Origin of the sequence: Psychrobacter sp. (assembly GCF_049295055.1) — a bacterium.
Classification (GTDB): domain Bacteria; phylum Pseudomonadota; class Gammaproteobacteria; order Pseudomonadales; family Moraxellaceae; genus Psychrobacter.
Map to the genome: position 1 here is coordinate 15,016 of NZ_JBAQQF010000028.1, position 22,303 is coordinate 37,318.

Annotated in this window: 18 protein-coding genes and 1 tRNA gene; 9 read left to right on the forward strand and 10 right to left on the reverse strand. The window is 40.8% G+C overall.

The genetic code is table 11. The features are described from left to right. The first annotated feature begins 90 nt into the window (after positions 1-90). Positions 91-1,140 (forward strand): phosphoribosylformylglycinamidine cyclo-ligase, encoded by a 1,050-nt coding sequence (gene purM / locus WAZ74_RS03560; RefSeq protein WP_422305877.1) that lies wholly within the window; start codon positions 91-93, stop codon positions 1,138-1,140. Further along, positions 1,140-1,862 (forward strand): phosphoribosylglycinamide formyltransferase, encoded by a 723-nt coding sequence (gene purN / locus WAZ74_RS03565; RefSeq protein WP_422305879.1) that lies wholly within the window; start codon positions 1,140-1,142, stop codon positions 1,860-1,862. Before purM ends, purN begins: the two co-directional genes overlap by 1 nt. Positions 1,863-2,135: 273 nt before the next feature. Here purN and WAZ74_RS03570 read toward each other — a convergent pair whose 3' ends face one another. Both WAZ74_RS03570 and WAZ74_RS03575 read right to left on the reverse strand, forming a co-directional pair. Next, positions 2,136-3,521 (reverse strand): NAD-dependent succinate-semialdehyde dehydrogenase, encoded by a 1,386-nt coding sequence (locus WAZ74_RS03570; protein ID WP_422305881.1) that lies wholly within the window; start codon positions 3,519-3,521, stop codon positions 2,136-2,138. 352 nt (positions 3,522-3,873) lie between these two features. Next, entirely contained in the window at positions 3,874-4,863 is a 990-nt protein-coding gene (locus WAZ74_RS03575; protein WP_079692346.1) for a LysR family transcriptional regulator, read from the reverse strand. A gap of 686 nt (positions 4,864-5,549) precedes the next feature. On the opposite strand from WAZ74_RS03575, the gene WAZ74_RS03580 reads away from it, so the two are divergent. After that, entirely contained in the window at positions 5,550-7,136 is a 1,587-nt protein-coding gene (locus WAZ74_RS03580; protein WP_422305884.1) for an isocitrate lyase, read from the forward strand. A gap of 109 nt (positions 7,137-7,245) precedes the next feature. Here WAZ74_RS03580 and WAZ74_RS03585 read toward each other — a convergent pair whose 3' ends face one another. After that, positions 7,246-8,568 (reverse strand): DUF4349 domain-containing protein, encoded by a 1,323-nt coding sequence (locus WAZ74_RS03585; protein WP_422305886.1) that lies wholly within the window; start codon positions 8,566-8,568, stop codon positions 7,246-7,248. Positions 8,569-8,745: 177 nt separating this feature from the next. Between WAZ74_RS03585 and WAZ74_RS03590 the strand changes: the two genes are divergently transcribed. Then, positions 8,746-10,353 carry a CYTH domain-containing protein gene (locus WAZ74_RS03590; RefSeq protein WP_422305888.1) on the forward strand — a complete coding sequence of 536 codons (1,608 nt, stop codon included), beginning with the start codon at positions 8,746-8,748 and terminating at the stop codon, positions 10,351-10,353. 131 nt (positions 10,354-10,484) lie between these two features. Here the strand turns inward: WAZ74_RS03590 and WAZ74_RS03595 are convergent, their stop codons facing one another. Next, a complete protein-coding gene (locus WAZ74_RS03595) occupies positions 10,485-11,105 on the reverse strand; it encodes a nitroreductase family protein (protein ID WP_422305890.1) in 621 nt (206 codons plus the stop codon). 276 nt (positions 11,106-11,381) lie between these two features. Beyond that, a complete protein-coding gene (locus WAZ74_RS03600) occupies positions 11,382-11,927 on the reverse strand; it encodes a L,D-transpeptidase family protein (RefSeq protein WP_422305892.1) in 546 nt (181 codons plus the stop codon). Between the two features lie 140 nt (positions 11,928-12,067). Here WAZ74_RS03600 and WAZ74_RS03605 point away from each other — a divergent pair, with 140 nt between their 5' ends. Further along, the gene (locus tag WAZ74_RS03605; RefSeq protein WP_422305894.1) at positions 12,068-13,339 is read left to right on the forward strand and encodes a hypothetical protein; all 1,272 of its coding nucleotides are present in this window, start codon (positions 12,068-12,070) and stop codon (positions 13,337-13,339) included. Positions 13,340-13,471: 132 nt separating this feature from the next. Here WAZ74_RS03605 and WAZ74_RS03610 read toward each other — a convergent pair whose 3' ends face one another. Then, entirely contained in the window at positions 13,472-14,710 is a 1,239-nt protein-coding gene (locus WAZ74_RS03610; protein WP_422305896.1) for an argininosuccinate synthase, read from the reverse strand. A 367-nt stretch (positions 14,711-15,077) separates the two neighbouring features. Between WAZ74_RS03610 and pyrC the strand changes: the two genes are divergently transcribed. The 4 genes from pyrC to WAZ74_RS03630 all read left to right on the forward strand — a co-directional run bounded on the left by pyrC (position 15,078) and on the right by WAZ74_RS03630 (position 17,741). After that, positions 15,078-16,148: a dihydroorotase gene (gene pyrC / locus WAZ74_RS03615; protein ID WP_422305898.1), complete on the forward strand. Its 1,071-nt coding sequence runs from the start codon at positions 15,078-15,080 to the stop codon at positions 16,146-16,148. A gap of 179 nt (positions 16,149-16,327) precedes the next feature. Further along, positions 16,328-17,113, forward strand: a complete 786-nt coding sequence (rnt, locus tag WAZ74_RS03620; RefSeq protein WP_422305900.1) for a ribonuclease T — start codon at positions 16,328-16,330, stop codon at positions 17,111-17,113. Positions 17,114-17,416: 303 nt separating this feature from the next. After that, complete coding sequence (locus tag WAZ74_RS03625) at positions 17,417-17,614, forward strand: hypothetical protein (RefSeq protein WP_422305902.1); 198 nt, start codon at positions 17,417-17,419, stop codon at positions 17,612-17,614. A gap of 51 nt (positions 17,615-17,665) precedes the next feature. Further along, positions 17,666-17,741 (forward strand) — tRNA-Glu (locus WAZ74_RS03630). A 462-nt stretch (positions 17,742-18,203) separates the two neighbouring features. Here the strand turns inward: WAZ74_RS03630 and WAZ74_RS03635 are convergent. The 4 genes from WAZ74_RS03635 to eno all read right to left on the reverse strand — a co-directional run bounded on the left by WAZ74_RS03635 (position 18,204) and on the right by eno (position 22,001). Next, the gene (locus WAZ74_RS03635) at positions 18,204-18,827 is read right to left on the reverse strand and encodes a BLUF domain-containing protein (RefSeq protein ID WP_422305904.1); all 624 of its coding nucleotides are present in this window, start codon (positions 18,825-18,827) and stop codon (positions 18,204-18,206) included. Between the two features lie 491 nt (positions 18,828-19,318). Next, positions 19,319-20,080: a 2-C-methyl-D-erythritol 4-phosphate cytidylyltransferase gene (gene ispD / locus WAZ74_RS03640; protein WP_422305906.1), complete on the reverse strand. Its 762-nt coding sequence runs from the start codon at positions 20,078-20,080 to the stop codon at positions 19,319-19,321. Between the two features lie 184 nt (positions 20,081-20,264). Further along, on the reverse strand, positions 20,265-20,573 hold the full coding sequence (locus tag WAZ74_RS03645; protein ID WP_422305908.1) for an FtsB family cell division protein: 309 nt from the start codon (positions 20,571-20,573) through the stop codon (positions 20,265-20,267). A 111-nt stretch (positions 20,574-20,684) separates the two neighbouring features. Then, the gene (gene eno, locus WAZ74_RS03650; RefSeq protein ID WP_422305910.1) at positions 20,685-22,001 is read right to left on the reverse strand and encodes a phosphopyruvate hydratase; all 1,317 of its coding nucleotides are present in this window, start codon (positions 21,999-22,001) and stop codon (positions 20,685-20,687) included. Between the last annotated feature and the right edge of the window lie 302 nt (positions 22,002-22,303).

Genomic DNA, 22,303 nt, shown 5'->3' on the forward strand with positions numbered 1-22,303 from the left:
TATAATGCGCGCACAATCTGCAAAATTCATACGACCGACACGCATTTTTACTGACTGAACTTCATTCCCTATAAAATTTGTGAGATGACCATGAGCAACAAGCCTTCTTTAAGCTACAAAGATGCTGGCGTTGATATTGATGCTGGCGATGCGTTGGTACAACGTATTAAATCCGTGGCAAAAGCCACCTCACGCCCTGAAGTGGTGGGCGGACTTGGCGGCTTTGGGGCGCTTTGTCGTATTCCGACTGGTTACACCTCACCTTTATTAGTTTCAGGTACTGACGGTGTAGGCACTAAGCTCAAGCTGGCATTACAGCTCAATCGTCATGACACGATCGGTATTGATTTGGTCGCCATGTGCGTCAATGATTTATTGGTTTGTGGTGCTGAGCCATTATTTTTCCTAGATTACTATGCAACGGGCAAGCTTGATGTCGATGTGGCAGCTACCGTAGTCACTGGAATTGGCGAAGGCTGTAAGCTGTCAAATTGTGCGCTTATCGGTGGTGAGACAGCTGAAATGCCAGGCATGTATCAAAATGATGATTATGACTTAGCTGGATTCTGTGTCGGCGTGGTTGAAGAAGCAGAAGTTATCACTGGTGAAAATGTTGCTGAAGGCGATGTGCTTATCGCCCTTGCCTCAAGTGGCGCGCATTCAAACGGTTATTCACTGGTGCGTAAAGTTATCGAAGTCAGCGGCGTTGACGTGACGAGCAGCGATGAGCAATTAGATGGTCAGTCTATCCAAGACGCACTGATGGCTCCTACTCGTATCTATGTTAAAGCCATTAAAGCCTTGCAAGACACCCTTGGCAGCTCATCCCTACATGCGATGTCGCATATCACTGGTGGCGGCTTAACGGATAACCTACCACGTGTATTACCAGAGAATTTAGCGGCTAGCATCGATACCAATAGCTGGCAGTTTTCAGAGTTATTTACTTGGCTACAAACCCAAGGCAATATCGAACAAAGCGAGATGTACCGCACCTTTAATTGCGGTGTTGGTTTTGTCATCGTGGTACCAAAAGATAAAGCAGATGCTGCTATTCAAACCTTGACCGATGCTGGCGAAAAAGCATGGAAATTAGGTGAAATGGTTAGTCGCGAAGCGGATGCAGTGGTGTATCGTTAATGCCAGAATCAATATCAGAAGTAGCGCTAACATCAGCTCATACGGTAAGCCAAGCCAAAAAACCATTGCGTATTGCCGTCTTGGTATCTGGTAGTGGTAGCAATCTGCAAGTATTAATCAATGCGATGCAAGCTAGCGCGCTACCGATTGAGATTGTCGGCGTCATTAGTAACCGTGAAGATGCTTATGCTATTACGCGTGCTAAAGATGCTTCCATTCCAGTAGCTGTGCTGTCACACGTTGCTAGCGGCAAACGTATGGGTATCAAAACCTTTGAGAGCCATGCTAGCGAGCAATTGAAAGTATGGCAACCTGATTTGATTGTGTTAGCAGGTTTTATGCGCGTATTGAGTGGCCCCTTTATCGATAACGCGCCAGCACCGATGATTAATCTACACCCTGCCCTGCTACCTGCTTATAAAGGCCTAGATACTCATCAGCGTGCTATCCAAGCTGGCGAGCGTCATCATGGCTGTAGTATTCATGTCGTCACTGCAGAGCTTGATGCTGGCGCTGTTTTGACCCAAGCTCTTCTAGCAGTTAACCAGAAAGATACTGCCGATAGCTTACAAGCACGTGTGCAAAAGCTTGAGCATCAATTATTACCTTGGACGATTTTATTATTGGCTAAAGGCGCACTCTCGTTAGGCACTGCTCCATTGGCTCATCAACAAAATACCTTTATGCCAACGCTACCGTTAAAACTATATTTAAACGACTAAGTAAATGAATATAGTCAATCCTAAATAAAAGAAGTGCAAATATTATAACGTGCTGCTGGAATAAATTTTTCTTGCTTGCTGTGCTTCCGCAGACAGAGGCTATAAAAAACTCATACCAGCATCACTGTATTCTTTTAAAAGTGGATAAACTATAGTTTATTCGCTGAGACAAGCAGCAAAAAAGCCTAGCCATTTGATAAATGACTAGGCTTTACTATTTCTATACGTTAAGACAAGAACGCTTTATGTCTAAAGACTTATTTCTATTAGCGTTTATGACTCACCATTATGGACATGAATACCTTTGATGTTTACAAATTCTTTAATACCAAAGCCGCCATGTTCGCGACCGTGACCTGAATTTTTTACCCCACCGAACGGCAATGCTGGATTGGCAAGACCGTAGCCATTGATATAGATCATCCCTGTATCAAACTCTTCACGTGCTAAGCGTATGGCTTTTTCCTCATCTTTAGAGAAGATAGCGCCACCCAAACCGTAACGGCTGTCGTTGGCAATGCGTAAGGCATCGTCTTGATCTTTGGCTCGGATAAGCGAGGCCACTGGACCAAACAACTCATCATCATAAGCTGGCTGACCTTTTTTGACGTTTTCTAAAATGGTCGCTGGATAAAAATTACCTTTGCCTTCTGGCAATTTACCACCAACTGAGATGGTCGCGCCTTTTTTGACACTGTCTTCTACTTGCTCATGCAATTTTTCTTGCAAATCTTTTCGCGCTAATGGACCAATATCCGAGCTGTCGTCCATTGGGTCGCCCGACTTCGTATTTTCAAAGCTTGCAACAATGCGTTTACGGAAATCATCATACAAGCTGTCGACGACGATAAAGCGTTTCGCTGCGACACAAGTTTCGCCATTATTAATAAGGCGTGCTTGGGTACAAGTAGCTACTGCCAGCTCCAGGTCAGCGTCTTCTAAAACAATAAATGCATCGTTTGAGCCTAGCTCTAGTACGGTTTTCTTAATTGCTTTTGCCGCTTGCTGGCCAATGATGCTACCTGCTTTATCACTACCAGTCAACGTCACGCCGCGTACTTTATCATGACCGATTAACACTTCTGATTGATCATGATCGATCAAAATGGTACGAAACAGATCATTTGGCAAATCTGACTCATGGAATATTTTTTCAATTAATAAGCCAGAACCAGTTACATTTGATGCATGCTTAAGCAAAATACTATTGCCCGCCATCAAATTGGCAATGGTATAGCGAAATACTTGATAAGCAGGAAAATTCCAAGGCTGCATACCGTATATGATGCCTATAGGCTGATAGCTCACAATACCTTTTTTAAGACCTTCGATATCACGCTCATCATCAGCAAGTGCAGCGATGCCTTGCGAGGCGGTATAATCGCAAATGCCTTTACACAAATCTATTTCTTGCAGGCTTTGGCTATACAGTTTGCCGCGCTCTTCAGTCATTAACTTGGATAACTCTTCTTTATATTTTATTAACGTCTCGCCAATAGAATTAATCACCTTTGCGCGCTCATCGTGACTGACCTGACGCCACTCTAAAAATGCTTGATGTGAGGCCTCCACAATATTATTGACCTCATCTGTGGTCATATAATCGTAGCTCTTAATCTCTTCACCTGTAGTCGGGTTAATCGTCGTAATATCTGACATTGTTATTATCCTTATTAGTTTGTTTTAATATGATTGATAATTTTTAGCTGATTCATTACTAATCATTGAGTATTGATTGCGCATCGTTAAATGAAATTTTATTCTATTATCGAAATTAACAATTTATCTTAATAATGAGCGTTATCTATATTGTTTACCTTAACGCCTATTAGCATAACAAACCATTTGACTTGGAATTTTACAAGATATAAAGAAATGTGAGTAAGATGTTAAGAATGTGACGGTGCTAATAATTATTAATATAAAGTGTAGAGGACAAAATTAGATAAATAAAAAACCAGCACAATGGCTGGTTTAAACAATAAGATGTATATGATATGGATAAAAGCAACTAAAACAAGTGATTAATAATAGGAATTTCTTGTGGTGGGTTCTCTTCATCATCGACGATTTGACGTGCCACATGCATAATAAGCTGACGCAACCAGCGATGGGCTGGATGGTGCTGTAATAAAGGTGACCATGCCATAGTTAACTCAAATTCAGGGATAAAAAATGGTGGCTCAACCATCATAATGCTGTCGTTATTAGCCTGCATTTTTGCCACGCGCGTGGGTAAGGTTGCAACCAAATCTTTATTTGCTGCGAGCATGGCTGGCATCTGATAATGGCGGGTAAAGACACTGATTTGACGCTTTTGTCCCAAACGTTGCAGTGCCTGATCGATCGACCCTAAGCCACCAGATTTTTCTGGATTAACACCAAATCCCACGCCCATACCAGTTTTTGATACCCAAACGTGCTGCGCTTTAAGGTAGTTTTTAAGATTAAAGCGATGCGCATAAGGACTGTCAGAGGACAGTAAGCAGCTAAAGGTATCGCGCCACACCAACACTTGATGGAAGCTTTGCGGGATTTCATTAAAGCGGTTAATCGCTAAATCTACTCGCCCCTGCTCCATATCACGATATGAAACGTCTGATGGCGTCAAGAAATCTAAAATGACATTAGGCGCTTCTGAGCGTAGTGCTTTTACGAGCTTAGGTACTAAAGTCGCCTCAGCATAATCTGAGGTCATGATACGAAAAACGCGCGAGGTACTATAAGGACGAAATTCGGTGCGCGGCTCCAATACTTGCGTCAAATCAGCCAATATCTCACGAATACGTGGCTGTAGCTCAAGCGCACGTTCGGTCGGCGTCATACCTTCAGATGAGCGTACCAACAACGGATCATTAAACAGTTTACGTAAGCGCCGCAAAATATTACTCATCGCAGGCTGGGTAATGCCAAGCTGCTCAGCAGCACGTGTGACGTTTTTTTCTCGTAGCAATACATCTAAATGTACCAATAAATTTAAATCAACCCGCTGCAAATTCATATATTTTTCTCTTTGCTATAGAATAGATGGCACTTAAAATTTGGCCATTTTGTGCGCTATTACGCCGTATATATCAGATCAAACAAGATGATAAGACTGTTTTTATATTTAATATTTATATAAATTTAGATAAAAAACATCAAAACTAACAAAAACTACCACCTCAAGCCCTTGTTTTTATTCTACTATAACTAAATAAAATACCCAAGATAATAATCATAAACTAGATAAATCTTGGTAACCTAGCTATAGTGGCTAGCAAGTACTTACTAGGCATCGTTAAATATTAGGCCGTCACCATACGTTTTAATGGATTGGCTAAAAAGTATATTTTATCGCATTTTCATGCTGAAATACGGACATAAGGTTTATTACGCAAACTTAATTTTTTGCGCTTATTTGTTTTTAAGCTTGCATTAGTACTTTGTACTCTTTAGGGTAATAAGCACTTTATAAGCCGAACAAGTGCTATAGAACAACCAATTAAGCCTAAAATAACATCTCAAATAATAAAAGCTGACCAAAGCGACAGGTTTTTATTGCTTTTCTGACGATTTTCTTATAGTTTAGTAGAGATTGCTAACGCAAGAGGCTTTTATTTCGAATCCTTGCTTCTGCCAGCATCTTTATATATACGGAAATTATTTAAATTTACTCATTTATTCACCACCAATGGAGCAGTCTAGATGTCAACTTATACATCAGCAATTGATTTAATACGTGAACTAAAGCAAAAACATGGCAATTGGCAGAATATCAGCGAGACCGATGCCGCACGTATGATGGTGCAAAACCGCTTTAAAACTGGTTTAGATATTGCAAAATATACTGCAGATATCATGCGTAAAGACATGGAAGAATACGATAATGACACGTCTCAGTACACCCAGTCATTAGGTGCTTGGCATGGTTTTATCGCTCAACAAACCATGTATGCTAACAAAAAATACTTCAATACAACGTCTAAAAAATACATCTACCTATCAGGTTGGATGGTTGCAGCCCTACGTTCAGAATTCGGTCCATTACCTGACCAATCTATGCATGAAAAAACGTCAGTGCCAAAGCTAGTTGAAGAAATCTATACTTTCTTACGCCAAGCTGATGCTAAAGTGCTAAACGATTACTTCCGTGAGCTAAATGCTGCTGAAGAAGCTGGTAAAGACATTAAAGAAATTCAAGACAAAATCGAAAACTTTGAGTCGCATGTTGTGCCAATTATTGCTGATATCGATGCTGGTTTCGGTAACGAAGAAGCCACTTACATCTTGGCTAAGAAAATCATCGAAGCGGGTGCTTGTGCACTACAAATCGAAAACCAAGTTTCTGATGCTAAGCAATGTGGTCATCAAGCGGGTAAAGTTACGGTACCGCATGAAGACTATATCGCAAAAATCAATGCCCTTCGCTATGCATTCTTAGAGCTAGGTGTTGAAAACGGTATCATCGTTGCTCGTACTGACTCTGAAGGCGCATCACTCACTCAGAAAATCCCAGTATCAAATGAGCCAGGCGATTTAGCTTCTAAATATATCGATTTCATCGAAATGGAAGAAGTGACGCTTGAAAACGCTAAAGAAAACGATAGCTTACTTAAGCATGACGGTAAATTGGTTCGTCCAGTACGCCTAGCAAACGGTCTATATCAGTTCCGTGAAGAAACTAACATTGACCGTGTTGTTCTTGACTGTGTAACCGCTCTAGAAAACGGTGCGGATCTACTATGGATCGAAACACCAACTCCAGACGTAGAACACATCAAAATGATGGTAGATCGTATTAAAGAGCAACAGCCAAAAGCGAAGCTTGTTTATAACAACAGCCCATCGTTTAACTGGACGCTTAACTTCCGTAAGCAAGTAATTGCTGCATGGGAAAAAGAAGGTAAAGACATCTCTGCGTACAATAAAGATGACTTAATGAGCGGCGCTTACGACGATACAGAATTGAATACTGCTGCTGATGAGCTTGCTAAAAACTTCCAAAAAGATGCGGCTCGTGAAGCAGGTGTATTCCATCACTTAATCACTCTACCTACTTATCACACTGCTGCACTAGAAGTTCATAACCTGTCTAAAGGTTACTTCGGTGAAGATGGTATGCTTGCTTATGTTGCTGGCGTACAACGTAAAGAAATCCGTGAAGGCATCGCTTGTGTTAAGCATCAAGCAATGGCTGGTTCTGACATCGGTGATGATCACAAAGAAATCTTCTCAGGTGACAACGCGCTAAAAGCTGGCGGCGGTAAAAACACAATGGATCAGTTCAAATAAGAACTCATTTATAAGCACATTGTAGAAGTAGAATAAAAAGCCGCCTTACATGATGTAGGGCGGCTTTTTTATGTGTGCATGTTAGTGAATTAAGGTGGAAATTTAGGTTTTAGTTAGAGGGCTTATCATCGGTGCTGCCAGTATTATCGACGCTGTCAGCATTACTTACCTGATTGTCATTTACCCGACTTTTCTTTAAATCTGTTGAGTATTGACGTGCATGACTTTTATCAACCAGATCACGCTTCAGGTTTTTTAGATGTGCATCATTTTTGAATAATTTACGGTATAGGGATTTTATCATTCTATAGATTAGATAAAAAACACCGAATAATACGACTAACCACCATAGTTGTATAAGGCCAAGAGCGATTGCCCTCAACATATTCCAACCTTCTTTAAAGGCTCCACCAACTTGTGCAGCAAAGCTTGGACGTTCAGCATCAATAATAATATCTAGATTTTGCGTAGTTTCTTTATAGCTGCTGTTAGGCTGGGTAAAGGTAAAATCTATAGTGCTATACTTTATTTTATCAGCGATATCTAACTTCTCTAACTGAGCATACTCCTGCTGTTGACGGGCTGCATAAGTAGCAGTAATCGTATCGACGTTACTGTCTTGATCTTTGTCATTTTTGCTATTAAGGCGCTCTTGACTGAGCTCGCTAGCCATATCACTGTTCAATTTGGAGGCTAATTGCTGACGATAGATATCTAAAGTCACATCCTGTGCACTAAATTCCTGCTCATTTAAAAAAGCCACTTGTTGCTGGACTTGCTTTAAAAAGCCGCTAACCTTTTCACGAGGGATACGTACAGTCATCGTTGCTTGTCGATAGTAAGTGGTCAAAGTGACGTTCTGATCACCTTTATTAAAGGTTCGACTATCACTTTCAATATTAGTCGTTTTACTCAGCGCTACATAGCCACCCTGCTGACGGGTTAGATTCTCAATAGCGCTAGTACTCTTTACGACATCCTCCACTTTAAAGTTGGCATTGGCAGTAATCAGCAGCTCTTTACCTTCGATTTGAATATCTGTTACTTGGCTGCCAAGTGTCTGCTCACTGTCACCTGATAAATTATCCACGCTCAAGTCGTTAGCAGCAGGCTTAGCATTTGATGTAACATCAGCTGAATCCAATGAAGGCTCTGACATAATGCCATTTATCTCACTATTATCAGTAGCCTCCTCCGTTGCAGACTGAACTGACTCCATATCAGCACTGCTCTCCGCATATTCAGAAGAGTCGCTACAGCCGCCTATCAAGATTAGCGAACCTAATATTGCCGGCAGCAATATTGGTAGCATCAAGGTTTTAAAACTCAATACTTTAGAATAACAAGTAGCGCTACACTCATTTTGTTTACATATCTTCATTATTTTAAGATCCAAATCATTTTTGGAACTATCAGCTGTAGATTTCATCATTTCACCAATCATCTATATTCTACTTTTGTTTGATAAATCATCCTAATTATAGTGATTCTTCCCTAAAAGTATATTGTTGAAGTAAATTATGTAAATTCACAGCTATAATATTTTGCTTGTTATTAGTAGTAGCCTCTCATAGGATGGTGCTAAGCTTTAAAATCATCGGAGAATAGCATGCAAGAGATAGAGCTAAAGTTTTTGGTGCCAGAGTTGCGATTAAAAGGTTTGATGCGCCAAGCGAAAGTCAAATCTTCACAGGTGACGCAAATGGCTGCTCATTATTATGATACACCTGATCAGCAGCTTGCACAGGCCGGTATTGGCTTGCGCATTCGTAAAGAGGGTGATACTTGGGTGCAGACCATTAAGGCTGGTGGTGATGGCATTGCGGCGCGTCTAGAGCACAATTTGACATTGGATAATGAGCAGGTACAAGCGATGCTCGACAATAACGACCTCATGCCTGATTTAAGCATTTATAAAGACACGGCTATTGCCCCCACATTAGCAGATTTGAAGCTAAAAAAATTAGCTAAAAAACTAACACGGTTATATGTAACCGATGTAGAGCGTACTACCCGCTTATTGATAGAAGATACGAGCGATGAAATTATTAATAGTATTGAAGTGGCATATGACGATGGACAAATCATCCATGGTCGCGATGATAGCCAGCGGGACGCCATTCAAGAAATAGAGTTTGAGCTCGTATCAGGAGATTTGGATTTTTTATTTGCGACGGCCAAAACTTGGTGTAAACGTTATAGATTATGCTTATCCACCGTGACCAAAGCAGAACGTGGTGGCTTGCTGATCAAAGGGCAACGCTACAGCCCAGCCGCTAGCGCCAATCTTAGTGAGCTCAATATAAACAAAAACATCAGTATGCCCGCTTTTTTACGCGCAGTCGTCCATAACTGTCTACTACAGATACTACCGAATAGCAGTGCTATCGTCGCTGGCAGCACTGACAATAAACACGTTTTGCAACTGCATATCGGTGTTTGTCGCTTACGTATTGCGCTAATAGCCTTTGCCAGCTTCTCTGATGAAGTCAATCCTGATTGGTTGCTCATCATCAAACGAACAGCAACGTCACTCAGAGACTATTACGACCTTAGCTATCTCGCTACCCATATTGAACCAATGCTGCAAAATTATGGCGCACCAATGGTTGATTGGACAGCAGATGTTAAAGCGATAAAAATTACACCCATCGATGCAGTAAGTGCCAATGACTTTCAGCTGACCTTGCTGGAGTTGATTGCCTTTACCATGAGTGATCCTAGCCTTGAGCCACAAGCGGATAAAGCTGCCTTCGAGCCTCTCACAAGAATACTGTCTAAACAGCAAGCGAAGTTTTTGAAAACCGAAGAAAGACTGAATGATGGAATCAAGGCTAAGCCTGACAGCCTTGATTCAACCAACGCTGATTCAAAAAATAGCGGTTTGAAAAATAATGGCTTGGAAAACAATGATCACTATCAAGCGCAGCAGCAATTACATTATCAGCTCAAAAACCTACGTTATATTAGTGAGCTTGCCGCCCCTTTATATGGCAAAAAGAAAACCAAACGCTGGCTAAAACGCGTGGTAAAAGCGCAAAAATTACTCGGTAAACAAGTCGATATGACTTATTATCAGCAGTGCTATCAGCAAAAATCATTAACCGAATCTGATACATTATATGGCGTAGGATGGTTTGCTGCTATTTTAAAAGATGACTCTAAACGCTTGCAAAAGCGCCTAGATCGTATTCAAGATTGTGCAACGTTTTGGTAAAAACGAATAATATCACTTTGAATTATTGTGATTAACCTTGTGTACTATTAAGTGGATACAAACATAAAAAAGACAGCATCATAAATATGAGCTGTCTTTTTTAATTGTTTTTTTACTGTATTAACAACCGACTAGTTATCTAATCCAAATACTTTCATACGCTCATTAAGCGGCTGATAGGATTTTTTACCAGCAGGCTCAAGGATATTGCCGAATGGCATTTGCGCGATTAGATCCCAGTTTTTAGGAACTGAAAATGCCACGGCGACATCCTCATCAATCAGCGGGTTGTAGTGCTGGAGACTCGCACCAACGTCTAACGTACGTAATTCTGTCCACATAGCATACTGATGCATTGCTGAGGTCTGATGCGCCCACAGAGGGAACTTATCAGCATATAAGGCAAAATTATTTTGCAACGATTTTGTGACTTCTTTATCTTCATAAAACAGCACCGTGCCTGCCGCTGCTCGAAAGCTGTCCATCTTTTGTTTGCTACTTGCAAAATCGCCATCGCCTACTTCCTGACGCAACTTATCTTCGGCAATATCCCATACTTGTTTATGCTGCTCACCGAACAATACGATTAACCGTGAAGACTGAGAATTAAAAGCAGATGGTGTATGTAGCAGCACGCGCTCAGCAATGTTAACAATCGCTCTTGGATCTACTGGTAAATCGTTACCTAAAGCATAAATGGTACGGCGTTCATCAAAGGCCTGTTGTAGACTTACTAAACTGGCGGTAGTCATTATTATGTTCCTCTTAATTATTATTAATATGCTTAATAGAATAGGATTCTATATTCTTGAGAGTTAGCCACTCTTTCTAAGAACTTAAAATCTCGATAAGTATTGTAGCAAATAACTTAATATCAGTTCGTTATTGTTAATTTTATTTTATCAATAACCTTGTAAGTGACTCTTGTAAAATAATCTTCTATAACGGTAAGAATATGAATGAATTTTATAACGCGGCATAGGACTATTTTTATAGATTATTCATAAATGTTGGTAACGGGAGCAATGTCAAATGTCACTAACGTCATCGATATCATGAACATCATTAATAATAGCAACGGGCGTGCCTTTATCCACCTGTTCAAACAATTCAATAATGTTCTGATTACGCATACGGACACAACCATGAGAGAGCGGTACGCCCATAGGCTCACTGTCTGGTGTGCCATGAATATAAATATAGCGCTGATAAGTATCGCAGCCGCCTTGGCTATTGCTGCCTTTATTAGCACCTTCTTCAAGACCGCTTAACCATAAGATGCGGCTTAATATCCAATCGCGTTCAGGATGTAACGCTCCAAAAGCCTCATCATATATCTCACCAGTAGCTACACGACCAATAAATACAGCATTACTCGGCGCACTTGAGCCTATTTTTTCTGCGATAACGTGTTTACCAAGTGGCGTACAGCCACTGTCTTGTTGACTGCCTATGCCGTTTTTAGCAGTAGATACTGCGTACTGAGCAACCACCTTTTTCTGCTTATATAGTGTCAAATTTTGCTGAGCAATATTAATCACCAGCTGTTTCATAATATTTTCGTTATTTGTCATAGCTGTCTTCCATCTGTCAGTTCATATATCTCATTATTAACCGCATTATAAAAAATGAATTAGGTTTTCTAGTATTAAGGGATTGTATCAAGGGATTCGGCACCGTAATATAGGGGCACACTTTTTGATGCTAGCAGATTATGACGACTATTTCACCGACACGTGTGTCGATGTATGATTTTCTATATCAAGATACCAAGCCTATGGTGTCATTATTGGCAGATGTCGCTCAGCTTTCATTGCCGCAGGCGCGTTTAGCCATGGACGCCAGTTTACAAGCAATTGTCAGTGCCCTTCTCGCTTATCAGCAGCGGCACACAGGACAAACTGTTAGCAAAAAACTGTTTGGACGTCATGCGGTCAAAGAGCTACGGCAGTATAACTCTATGAACTTTGCGACCCTTAATGCAACGTTATATCATCGTCATGATGCAGCCGATGCGATATTCCATGATAATGCACGCGTGATTAAAGCCAGCGATCATATTGCCGTACAGATCGACGCGACGACGCCACAAGTGCAAATCTTACTTACCTCGCTATGCGTCATCGTACTACGTGAACTGGCTATTTTAGTGGAATATAGCCAACTTGATAATGATGAGATCAATAAATGGTTCGCTTTACAACCACAGTTTTTATCCGCAGCACGTTTTACAGCCAGCCAGCCAAAGCCAATATCTGTAACATTAGCAGACACTAACAATAATAACGCACTTATTTCACCAGAAAAAAAATCTTTAGAAGTAGCGTCAGAAAATAACTCAGAGCGGCGTTTATTAAACGCTAAGCAGCTTTCAGATGCTCCGCCACCTTTTGATCCTTACTGGTTTGAGCTAACAGAATTCCAACCCCAACATCATGAGCCTGTGCAAGATATACAACTGGCCACAGGGAACTATCTAAAAGTGATTGGCCGCTCACCTGAAAACATCCAACAAGGCAAGCATAATGATTTATTGATGTTTGCAGAGATGACTGCCATTACCTTACCGCACCAGCGTTGGTTGCTACAACTGGCGAAAATTTCAGAGATATACTTGCAGCGCAATCGATTACGCATCACCTCTGAACCGGCCAGTCCACCCAAGCCGCCTCTGGTCAGCTTAGGATTAATCGGTGGTAATAATGACAATACACCGACAACGACCAGTGAGAAACCGATTGAATACGAGGCATCGATACCCCTCTGGAAAAACCCTGTCATTTTAATTATTATTCTCGTTATCGGTTTGCTTGGTGGATTAGCAACCCTCAAATACTACAAGCAAAAATCTGACGGTGTCAGGCTTGCGACAGAACAGGTATTGGAGCAAAAATCTAGTGCAGAAGAACGTCAGCAGCAAGATGTGGCTATTGTGATGATAGACGAAGATGAGCCTACTGATGAAAAAGTAGAAAAAACTAAGTAGATAAACCGCTATCAAAAACTAGCATGTAAAAAGTGTATTAATAAAAATAGATCAGCAATAAAAAAGAGGCACTATATAAATAGCGCCTCTTTTTTTGTGTGATTTAACTGAAAAACGTTAAGTTGAAAGAGCTTATTTAGATAAATCACGACCACGGCTGGCTTCAATCGCCAAACGTAGACCATTTAAGCGAATGAAGCCTTCTGCGTCTTTTTGATCATAGGCGCCCGCATCATCTTCAAAGGTCGCAATTTTTTCATCAAACAATGAATCATCTGACTTACGTCCGACGACGCTCACTGCGCCTTTGTATAATTTTAAGCGTACCGTACCATTGACATATTCTTGTGATTTGTCAATCAAAGCTTGCAACATCATACGCTCAGGGCTAAACCAATAGCCATTATAAATAATCTTGGCGTAACGTGGCATGAGCTCATCTTTTAAATGCGCCGCTTCACGGTCAAGCGTCAATGATTCAATACCGCGATGGGCTTTTAGCATAATAGTACCTGCTGGCGTCTCGTAGCACCCACGTGACTTCATACCGACGTAACGGTTTTCAACGATATCTAAACGTCCGATACCATGCTTGCCACCAATCTCATTAAGTTTGATCATTATCTCGTATGGTTTAAGCTTTTCGCCGTCAATAGCAACGATGTCGCCTTTTTCATACTCTAGTTCTAGATATTGCGCTTTATCAGGGGCTTCTTCTGGGCTGACTGACCAGCGCCACATGTCGTCTTCTGCTTCAGCATATGGATCTTCTAAGATGCCGCCTTCATAAGAGATATGTAGTAAGTTAGCATCCATCGAGTAAGGAGATTTGGTTTTATTACCGGCATAGTCGATGGCAATATTATGCTCTTTCGCATAGTCCATCAAGCTTTCACGGCTAGACAAATCCCACTCACGCCAAGGTGCAATGGTAACCACGTCAGGAGATAAAGCAACAGCGCCGAGCTCAAACCGAACTTGATCGTTACCTTTACCGGTCGCCCCATGACTGATCGCATCAGCGTTATGCTCTTTTGCGATTTCCACCAAACGCTTGGCGATTAGCGGACGCGCGATAGAAGTACCGAGCAAATACTCGCCTTCATAGATGGCATTGGCGCGGAACATTGGGAACACATAATCACGGGCGAACTCTTCGCGCAAGTCTTCGATATGGATATGTTTGATACCCATGGCTTCCGCTTTGGCACGCGCAGGCTCAACTTCTTCACCTTGACCAATGTCAGCGGTGAACGTAATCACTTCCGCATCATAGGTTTCTTGTAGCCATCTAGCGATGATTGAGGTGTCAAGACCACCTGAATAGGCCAACACGATTTTATTAATAGTTTTTGGATCAAGCTGAGCCATGAATAACTCCTAATATAAGAATTTATTGTCGAATAAGTTTAACGGGAAGTAAAAATATTAATGATAAGTCAAAATCATAGAAAAATAGGTAGCTTGCTCAGTGTACATCATATTTACTATCGGCAAAAGTGGCACTGCCATCAGCTACGAGGTTTTCGCTTAGATTTAAAGGCTATTTAATCAATAATTACCTTTTTCACAGTAGACTAAATACACTATTAAATCTTGATAGATCAAAAAATCACCGATAATTTATGTATAGATATCTAGCCACATATTTAGTCAAGTCAGCAAATCTGTTATGATAGCAGCACAGCAAAACTCCCTTTTTACTCCCAAATACGACGATATAGAGCGCGATGATACTATGACTGATTCGATTAGAGAATTAACCATCCTTCAGCCAGATGATTGGCATATTCATTTGCGTGACGATAAAGCGTTAGCAACCACCATCCCTCATGCAGCAGAGAGCTTTAACCGCGTTATCTGCATGCCAAATCTTGTACCGCCTGTCAAGAATATCGATGATGCTCATGCTTACCGTGCGCGTATCATGCAACATTTGGAAGCCAGTGATTTAACTGCTGAGCGCAAGGCTGCATTTGACCCACGCATGACTCTGTATCTTACCGATACAACTACCGCGCAAGATATCGAAATGGCGGCAAAATCAGGTATTGTACAAGCGGTCAAGCTCTATCCGGCTGGTGCAACCACCAACTCTGCAGATGGCGTCACTGATATCAATGCCTGCGTCGATGTGTTTGAAGCACTTGAAAAATATAATCTGCCGCTGCTTCTACATGGTGAAGTGACGCACGATCATGTCGATATTTTTGACCGTGAAAAGCGCTTTTTAGACGAAGTGTTAGTACAAATCATCACAAAATTCCCCACCATGAAAATTGTGATGGAACACATTACCACCAGTGATGCCGCTGACTTTGTATTGGCGCAAGGCAACCAAGTTGCTGCCACTATTACGCCGCAGCATTTGATGTTTAACCGCAATCATTTATTGCTTGGTGGTATCAAACCACACTTTTATTGCTTGCCTATCTTAAAGCGCGAAAGCCATCAAAAAGTATTATTAGATGTTGCAACCAGTGGCAATCCAAAATTCTTTTTAGGCACTGACTCCGCTCCCCACGCGACCGATAAAAAAGAAGCCGCTTGTGGCTGTGCTGGCTGTTATAGCGCTGCTACAGCACTACCACTATATGCCACGGCTTTTGATAGCGTTGGTAAAATCGATAAGTTAGAAGGCTTTACTAGCCGATTTGGCGCCCAATTCTACGGCTTACCCGTCAATGAGAGCACTATTACTCTCATTAACGCCCCTATGCAGGTGCCGACAGCCTACCCTTATTTTGATGGTAGCTCATTGACACCACTGATGGCAGGCGAAACATTACCTTGGTCTATTAGAAAGTAACGTTTATTAAGTATAATTTGGCATTCTCTATATTTTTATAGATTAAATTCACCTTTATTTTATCCTACGATATCAATGCCATCCTTTTATTAAAAAGGCGCATTTATACCGTAGGATGTTTATTTTTTAACTCAACTCTAAATACCACAGCTCGACTGATAAAAGCGATTTAACCTGATATGACCACTCAAAACGATGCCGCCTTGCCTAAAGATGATTTATCCAATAATGTAGATGACCGCCTCGATGTCACGCCAAGTATTCCTACTGAAAATACCGCCACAGAAGAACAAGCACCAATGAGCTTAAAAGAGCGCTTTCGTAAATTTTTGCCTGTCGTCGTTGATGTTGAAACCGCAGGATTTAACGCGCAAACCGATGCGTTGTTAGAGATTGCTTGCATTCCTGTGCTCCTTAATGAGCAGGGCATATTTTATTCGGGTGAGGCGTTCAATGCTCATATCGAACCTTTTGAGGGCGCAAATCTTGAGCCAAGTGCTTTGGCTTTTACTGGTATAGATCCAAATAATCCACTACGTAAAGCGATTGCTGAAGATGAGAAAACCGCCCTACGCCGTATTTTTAAAGGTCTAAAAGAAGTACGCCGTACTGAAGACTGCCGTCAATGTGTTTTAATCGGACACAATGCGCACTTTGATTTAGCGTTCTTAAATGCCGCCGTCTTACGTACTAATAGCAAAAGCCACAATCCTTTTCATAACTTCTCGGTCTTTGATACCGTGACCTTATCAGCGCTCGCATTTGGACAGACAGTGCTAGCACGCGCCTGTAAAGCAGCAGGGCTTGATTTTGATGGTAATGATGCGCACTCAGCCCTTTATGATACGCAAAAGACTGCTGAGCTATTTTGTCATATTCTCAACGCTTATCCTATGCTAAGCAACGCTTTGCATGTACCGCCCGTTAAAGATGCATCGGATCAAGACATATCAAACAACAACTAAACAATAAGGCACTATTTTTAAACTATACTTACTATTAAGCATTAAAAAGAAATAATACTGACCTGTTAAATTTATGACTTTATTGCCTAGATTTTTAATCAATATGGATATGGTTAATGCAATGATAAGTAGGTTAACTGTCAGCCCAGCTGCTTATTGTGTATCGTCTAAGTGGAATGGATAGTTCGCTTATTAATGATTGTTTTTGTCTTTGAAGACACCGTAATATCCTATAGATGGTCTAAGTGGCTCATACTAACTTGATAGCAGTTATTATCAAGTCTTAATAAAAAGGATTTTATTATGGATCCGCAACTCAAATTATGGGGAACCATTATTGGTTATATGCTGCTTGCTTTAACCATTAGTACTTGTACTTCATTATGGATACGCCATCATTTAAAGAATAATGATCTACATCCACGGCGCGCACTCAAAAAAAGATACTTAATTTTAAAAAAACGTAGAAAAAGGCTTGACAGAAAGCTCGGACGCCATTAAAATACGCACCACTTCAGCATAAATGGTGAAAGCAGCTGAAGCGTTGTACTAGTCCCCATCGTCTAGAGGCCTAGGACACCGCCCTTTCACGGCGGTAACGGGGGTTCGAATCCCCCTGGGGACGCCACTATTTGGCGTCACTTATTAGCAAGTTTGTTGTAAAGCATCAAGTAAGACTGATAAGCGTACCATCAAAAAGCCCAATCACAATATATCGTGATTGGGCTTTTTTTATGTCTGTTACTTTCTTAAACGCTGAATAACTTACTATTTAATTCACTCCAAAGAAGAGATAGTATTACTGGAATTTCTAAAGCGGCTGCTACATTTATAAGCAGCAAGCTAAAACACATATCTCAAGAATATGTGGCTATCAACGCACCGATTCACAGTATAGTCAGTCTTAAATAAAACAAATACAAATATTATAAGGTGCTACTGATTATGCTACATCCCTTATCAAGCACTTGTCATTATTTACTCAGTGTAATTCTACATTCAAACCACATTTCATATTTTTATGAAAAAAAAGCCAGCAATGTATGCTGGCTTACTTAATGTGTAAATGAACGCTATATCTCTATAAAAACTACCAAATTTTATCTGCTAGTATTAACCAAAGCAGTGCTAATACGATTAGACCACCGAGTATCGTTTGAATTAAGAAAAAGGCTTGGTGCTGCCCAACTACTTTTCCTAACGTCAAGCCTAACGTACTATATTTTATAGGCTGGATATCAATATCGATATTTTCTTGTTGGTCTTCATAGTGCTGTTGCATAATATCTAAAAACTCCTGCCATTCATTAGGCTCCCAGCTGTTGGGCTTAAATGGCATAAAGCCTTTAAGCTTAGGCTCATTAATCATCCAACGCTCAAGCGTAATAGAGCGTAATGACCAATTAGAAAAACGACGCTCAGAAAGTACTGAAAAATCTAATATTTTTAAATCTTTGTGGCGATTATCTACCAACAAGCGATTTTTGAGATTGGTCAATGCTTGCTCAGAACCCTCAACATATTGCAAAAAGTAGCCGTTGCCGTAGCAAAGAATACCTGTAATATTATCGACTTTATTATGCTTAATCGAGACTTCTGCGATATCGTTAAGCGTACTGGCATTTGAAAGCCCAGTTGCAGTAATGTGGCTCAGATATACAAGCTGGCAGAGATCTAGCATTACTGGATTTGTTGAATCATTAATCGTTGACAATCAGCTTCTCCCTATTATCAGGTAATTGTAGCTAAGACAACCATACTCATTTTAGAAAAACATAGAGACAAGACCTTTAAAAAAAACAATTCGGCTTGGTATATTATTGATTTTATAAATGTTTATATTAATTGTATTAAGTTGGTTACATCATAGGTTAGTTTAGCCATCAAAGCAATATATCTTTATCTTGGGTAACAACTTGTTAATTTTCAACAATGATATAGAAATATTCTTATTAAGTTTTTAAAGGTGTTTTTAGAGAGATTATAGAATAAAGAAATATATTTTTATCGCAGGCAGAAAACTTGCGTAGAGTGATTGAAACAATACCAAACTTATTTTTGCTATAAGTAATCGATTCGCATCAAGAGAAGCCTGTGCTAATGCGATGAGTTTTTCAAAGCTTCTAGAGCGCATAACAAACAAGAAAAATCATCATAGGAGAAGGTTGTTTTGGATGCATATTCTATATATTGAACTGACTATAGTTATGGTTGTTGAGATTGGGCAGTAAGAATCGCTGCGAGCAATATCGCATCGTCAGGATAAGTGAGCTTAATATTTTGGCGACTGCCAGTGACTAGACGAATCGGCAATGCCAAGTGTTCAAAAGCACTGGCTTCATCGGTAATAATAAGGTTATGCTCAGCTACATAAGCAAGTACACGGCGCAATTGTTCAACACGGAATACTTGCGGGGTTTGTGCCTGCCAAAGGCCATTGCGGTCAATAGTACGCTTGACATAATAGTGAGGATTAGTCTCACCTATGGATTTAGATTCAGCTATAGATTGGATGTGCGTCTGATACTGGGCTTCTTTTAGTGTATCAGTAACCGGTGTCGCTAAGATAGCACCGTAAGGCTCTAGCATTGCGGCTTTAATAACCTGATCGATATCATGGCTGGGCACAGCGGGACGCGCTGCATCATGGATTACAACCAAATCTGTTGCAGCAGCACCTGCATGAATTATTGCCTCTACACCCGCCTGTACCGATTGCCAACGCTCAGCACCGCCAATAGCATAATAGATAGGAAGTGCAAAATTCAGTGTCTGTGCTGTACTGTCATCTGCTGCCACGACCAATAAGCATTTATCAATATAAGTACTGCCAGCAAGCCGTGCCACACTGTGCTCTAGCAATGTCTGCCCTTTGAGCATCGTATACTGCTTAGCGATAGGCGCACCAAAACGACTACCGCGACCAGCAGCGACGATCATAGCGTGTATATTAGGGGCAGTATTCATAGTTCCGGATTCATAAGATGGTGTTCATAAAGCGTTATTCACAAAGCGTTATTCACAAAACAGTGTTTATGGATTGATTCCATCACTATATGACTAGAGAGAAATAAAGGCTAATAAAAATAGAAGTTTAAAGGTATAAAAAGTCATTGTTATCAATAAATACTTATTGCGATGGATTCAGAAATTAATAACGACTGTGCGTGTTTGGTGCGGTTGATACTTGGACGAAAGTTTCATTTGGTTTAATCAAGCCCAAATCTAAACGGGCATGTTCTTCTACTGCCTCTAAACCTGTCTTTAAATCATGCACATCAGTACGTAATAAGTTATTGGCTAATACTTGATTGTCATTTAAGCGCTGCTGCTCTTCAACCTGAGTCAAGAGCTTATTATGCTCAAAACGGCCATTTTCACCCAGCCAATATTGATATTGCAGTCCTAATAGTACAGCAACAGCTAGAGCAAGTAGTATAAACTGGCTAAAGTATTTCATAAGCTAATAACGCCAAACGATATAGAAATAAGAGAATAAAAACTGGCTAATCTCGCTAAGCGATATATAAGCAATTATATATCGCCTAGGGTTAGCTATAAGTTCAGCTCATTAACCACGTAGACCGATAAATTCTTCACGGCCACGATAGCTTGCACGTACTTGCTGCTCAATACGTAATAGCTGATTATATTTTGCTACACGATCTGAGCGGCATAGTGAGCCGGTCTTAATTTGACCAGCAGCCGTACCAACCGCTAAATCAGCAATGGTGCTGTCTTCCGTTTCACCTGAGCGATGTGAAATAATGGTTGCATAGCCATTTTTCTTCGCTAGATAAATCGCATCTAACGTTTCTGATAATGTACCAATCTGATTGAATTTAATCAAAATCGCATTGGCAATATGCTTATCAATACCTTCTTGCAAGATAGCAGGATTGGTCACAAACAGGTCATCACCGACCAGCTGGACTTTATCACCAATCTGCTCGGTCAAATATTTCCAACCATCCCAATCTGACTCATCAAGACCATCTTCGATAGAGATAATAGGATATTGACGTGCCAATCCTACTAGATAGTCTGAGAACCCTTGGCTGTCAAAAGCTTTATTACCTTCGCCTGCCAAAATATATTTACCATCTTTATAGAACTCAGTAGCAGCGCAATCTAAGGCTAGATGAATATCTTCACCTGCTTTATAGCCGACTTGCTCAATCGCTTGCATGATAACCGTGATCGCTTCTTCATTGCTACGTAGGTTAGGAGCAAAGCCACCTTCATCACCTACTGAGGTACTTAAACCTTGAGATTTCAGCACGGACTTTAAGCTGTGGAAAATCTCAGTACCGGCACGCAATGCTTCTGAAAAGCTAGTAAAACCAACGGGCTCAATCATAAATTCTTGAATATCGACCGTGTTATCCGCGTGCTCGCCACCATTTAAGATATTCATCATTGGCACAGGCATCGTCAGCGAGGTCTGGTTGCGCAAATTGGCAATATATTGATGCAGCGGTAAGCTTTGCGACTGCGCGGCAGCTTTTGCGGCAGCAAGTGAAACGGCAAGTATGGCATTGGCACCAAGGTTGTCTTTGTTGTCCGTACCATCCAACGCAATCATCGTGTCATCGATGTTCTGTTGCTCGCTAACATCCTTGTCCATTAAAGCGTTACGGATTTGGCTATTAACATTGGCAACCGCTTTTCTAACGCCCTTACCCATATAGCGATCTTTATCACCATCACGTATCTCAACGGCTTCACGTGAGCCTGTTGATGCGCCACTTGGTACGGCAGCGCGTCCGATAGTGCCATCAGCTAAGATAACATCGGCTTCAATCGTTGGGTTACCGCGCGAGTCTAAAATCTCACGAGCGCGAATGTCTTTAATTGCGGTGACGTTGTTGGTTTCTTCAGCGTACATAATGTCTGTTAATTCCTTTGGTCATGCCAAGTTTGTGGGATAAATAACGGCAGTTAGAATACAAAAAAGATAAAGCAAAATATCGTATAGTAATGCGCAAAAAACAGCTTTAGTGATTAATACAATCAGCTCATTTTAAACGTGATTAACGGTTTATTTCATCCCTTAACCTTTAGCTATAGTGTTTGGCATCATAGCATATTTTTTATTAAACTGCCCTTATCTTGCGCTGACTTGCAAACAGAAAATCAAACATGAATAGTAGTATTAGTTATTATCAACCGCCCAAAACAAATGCTATA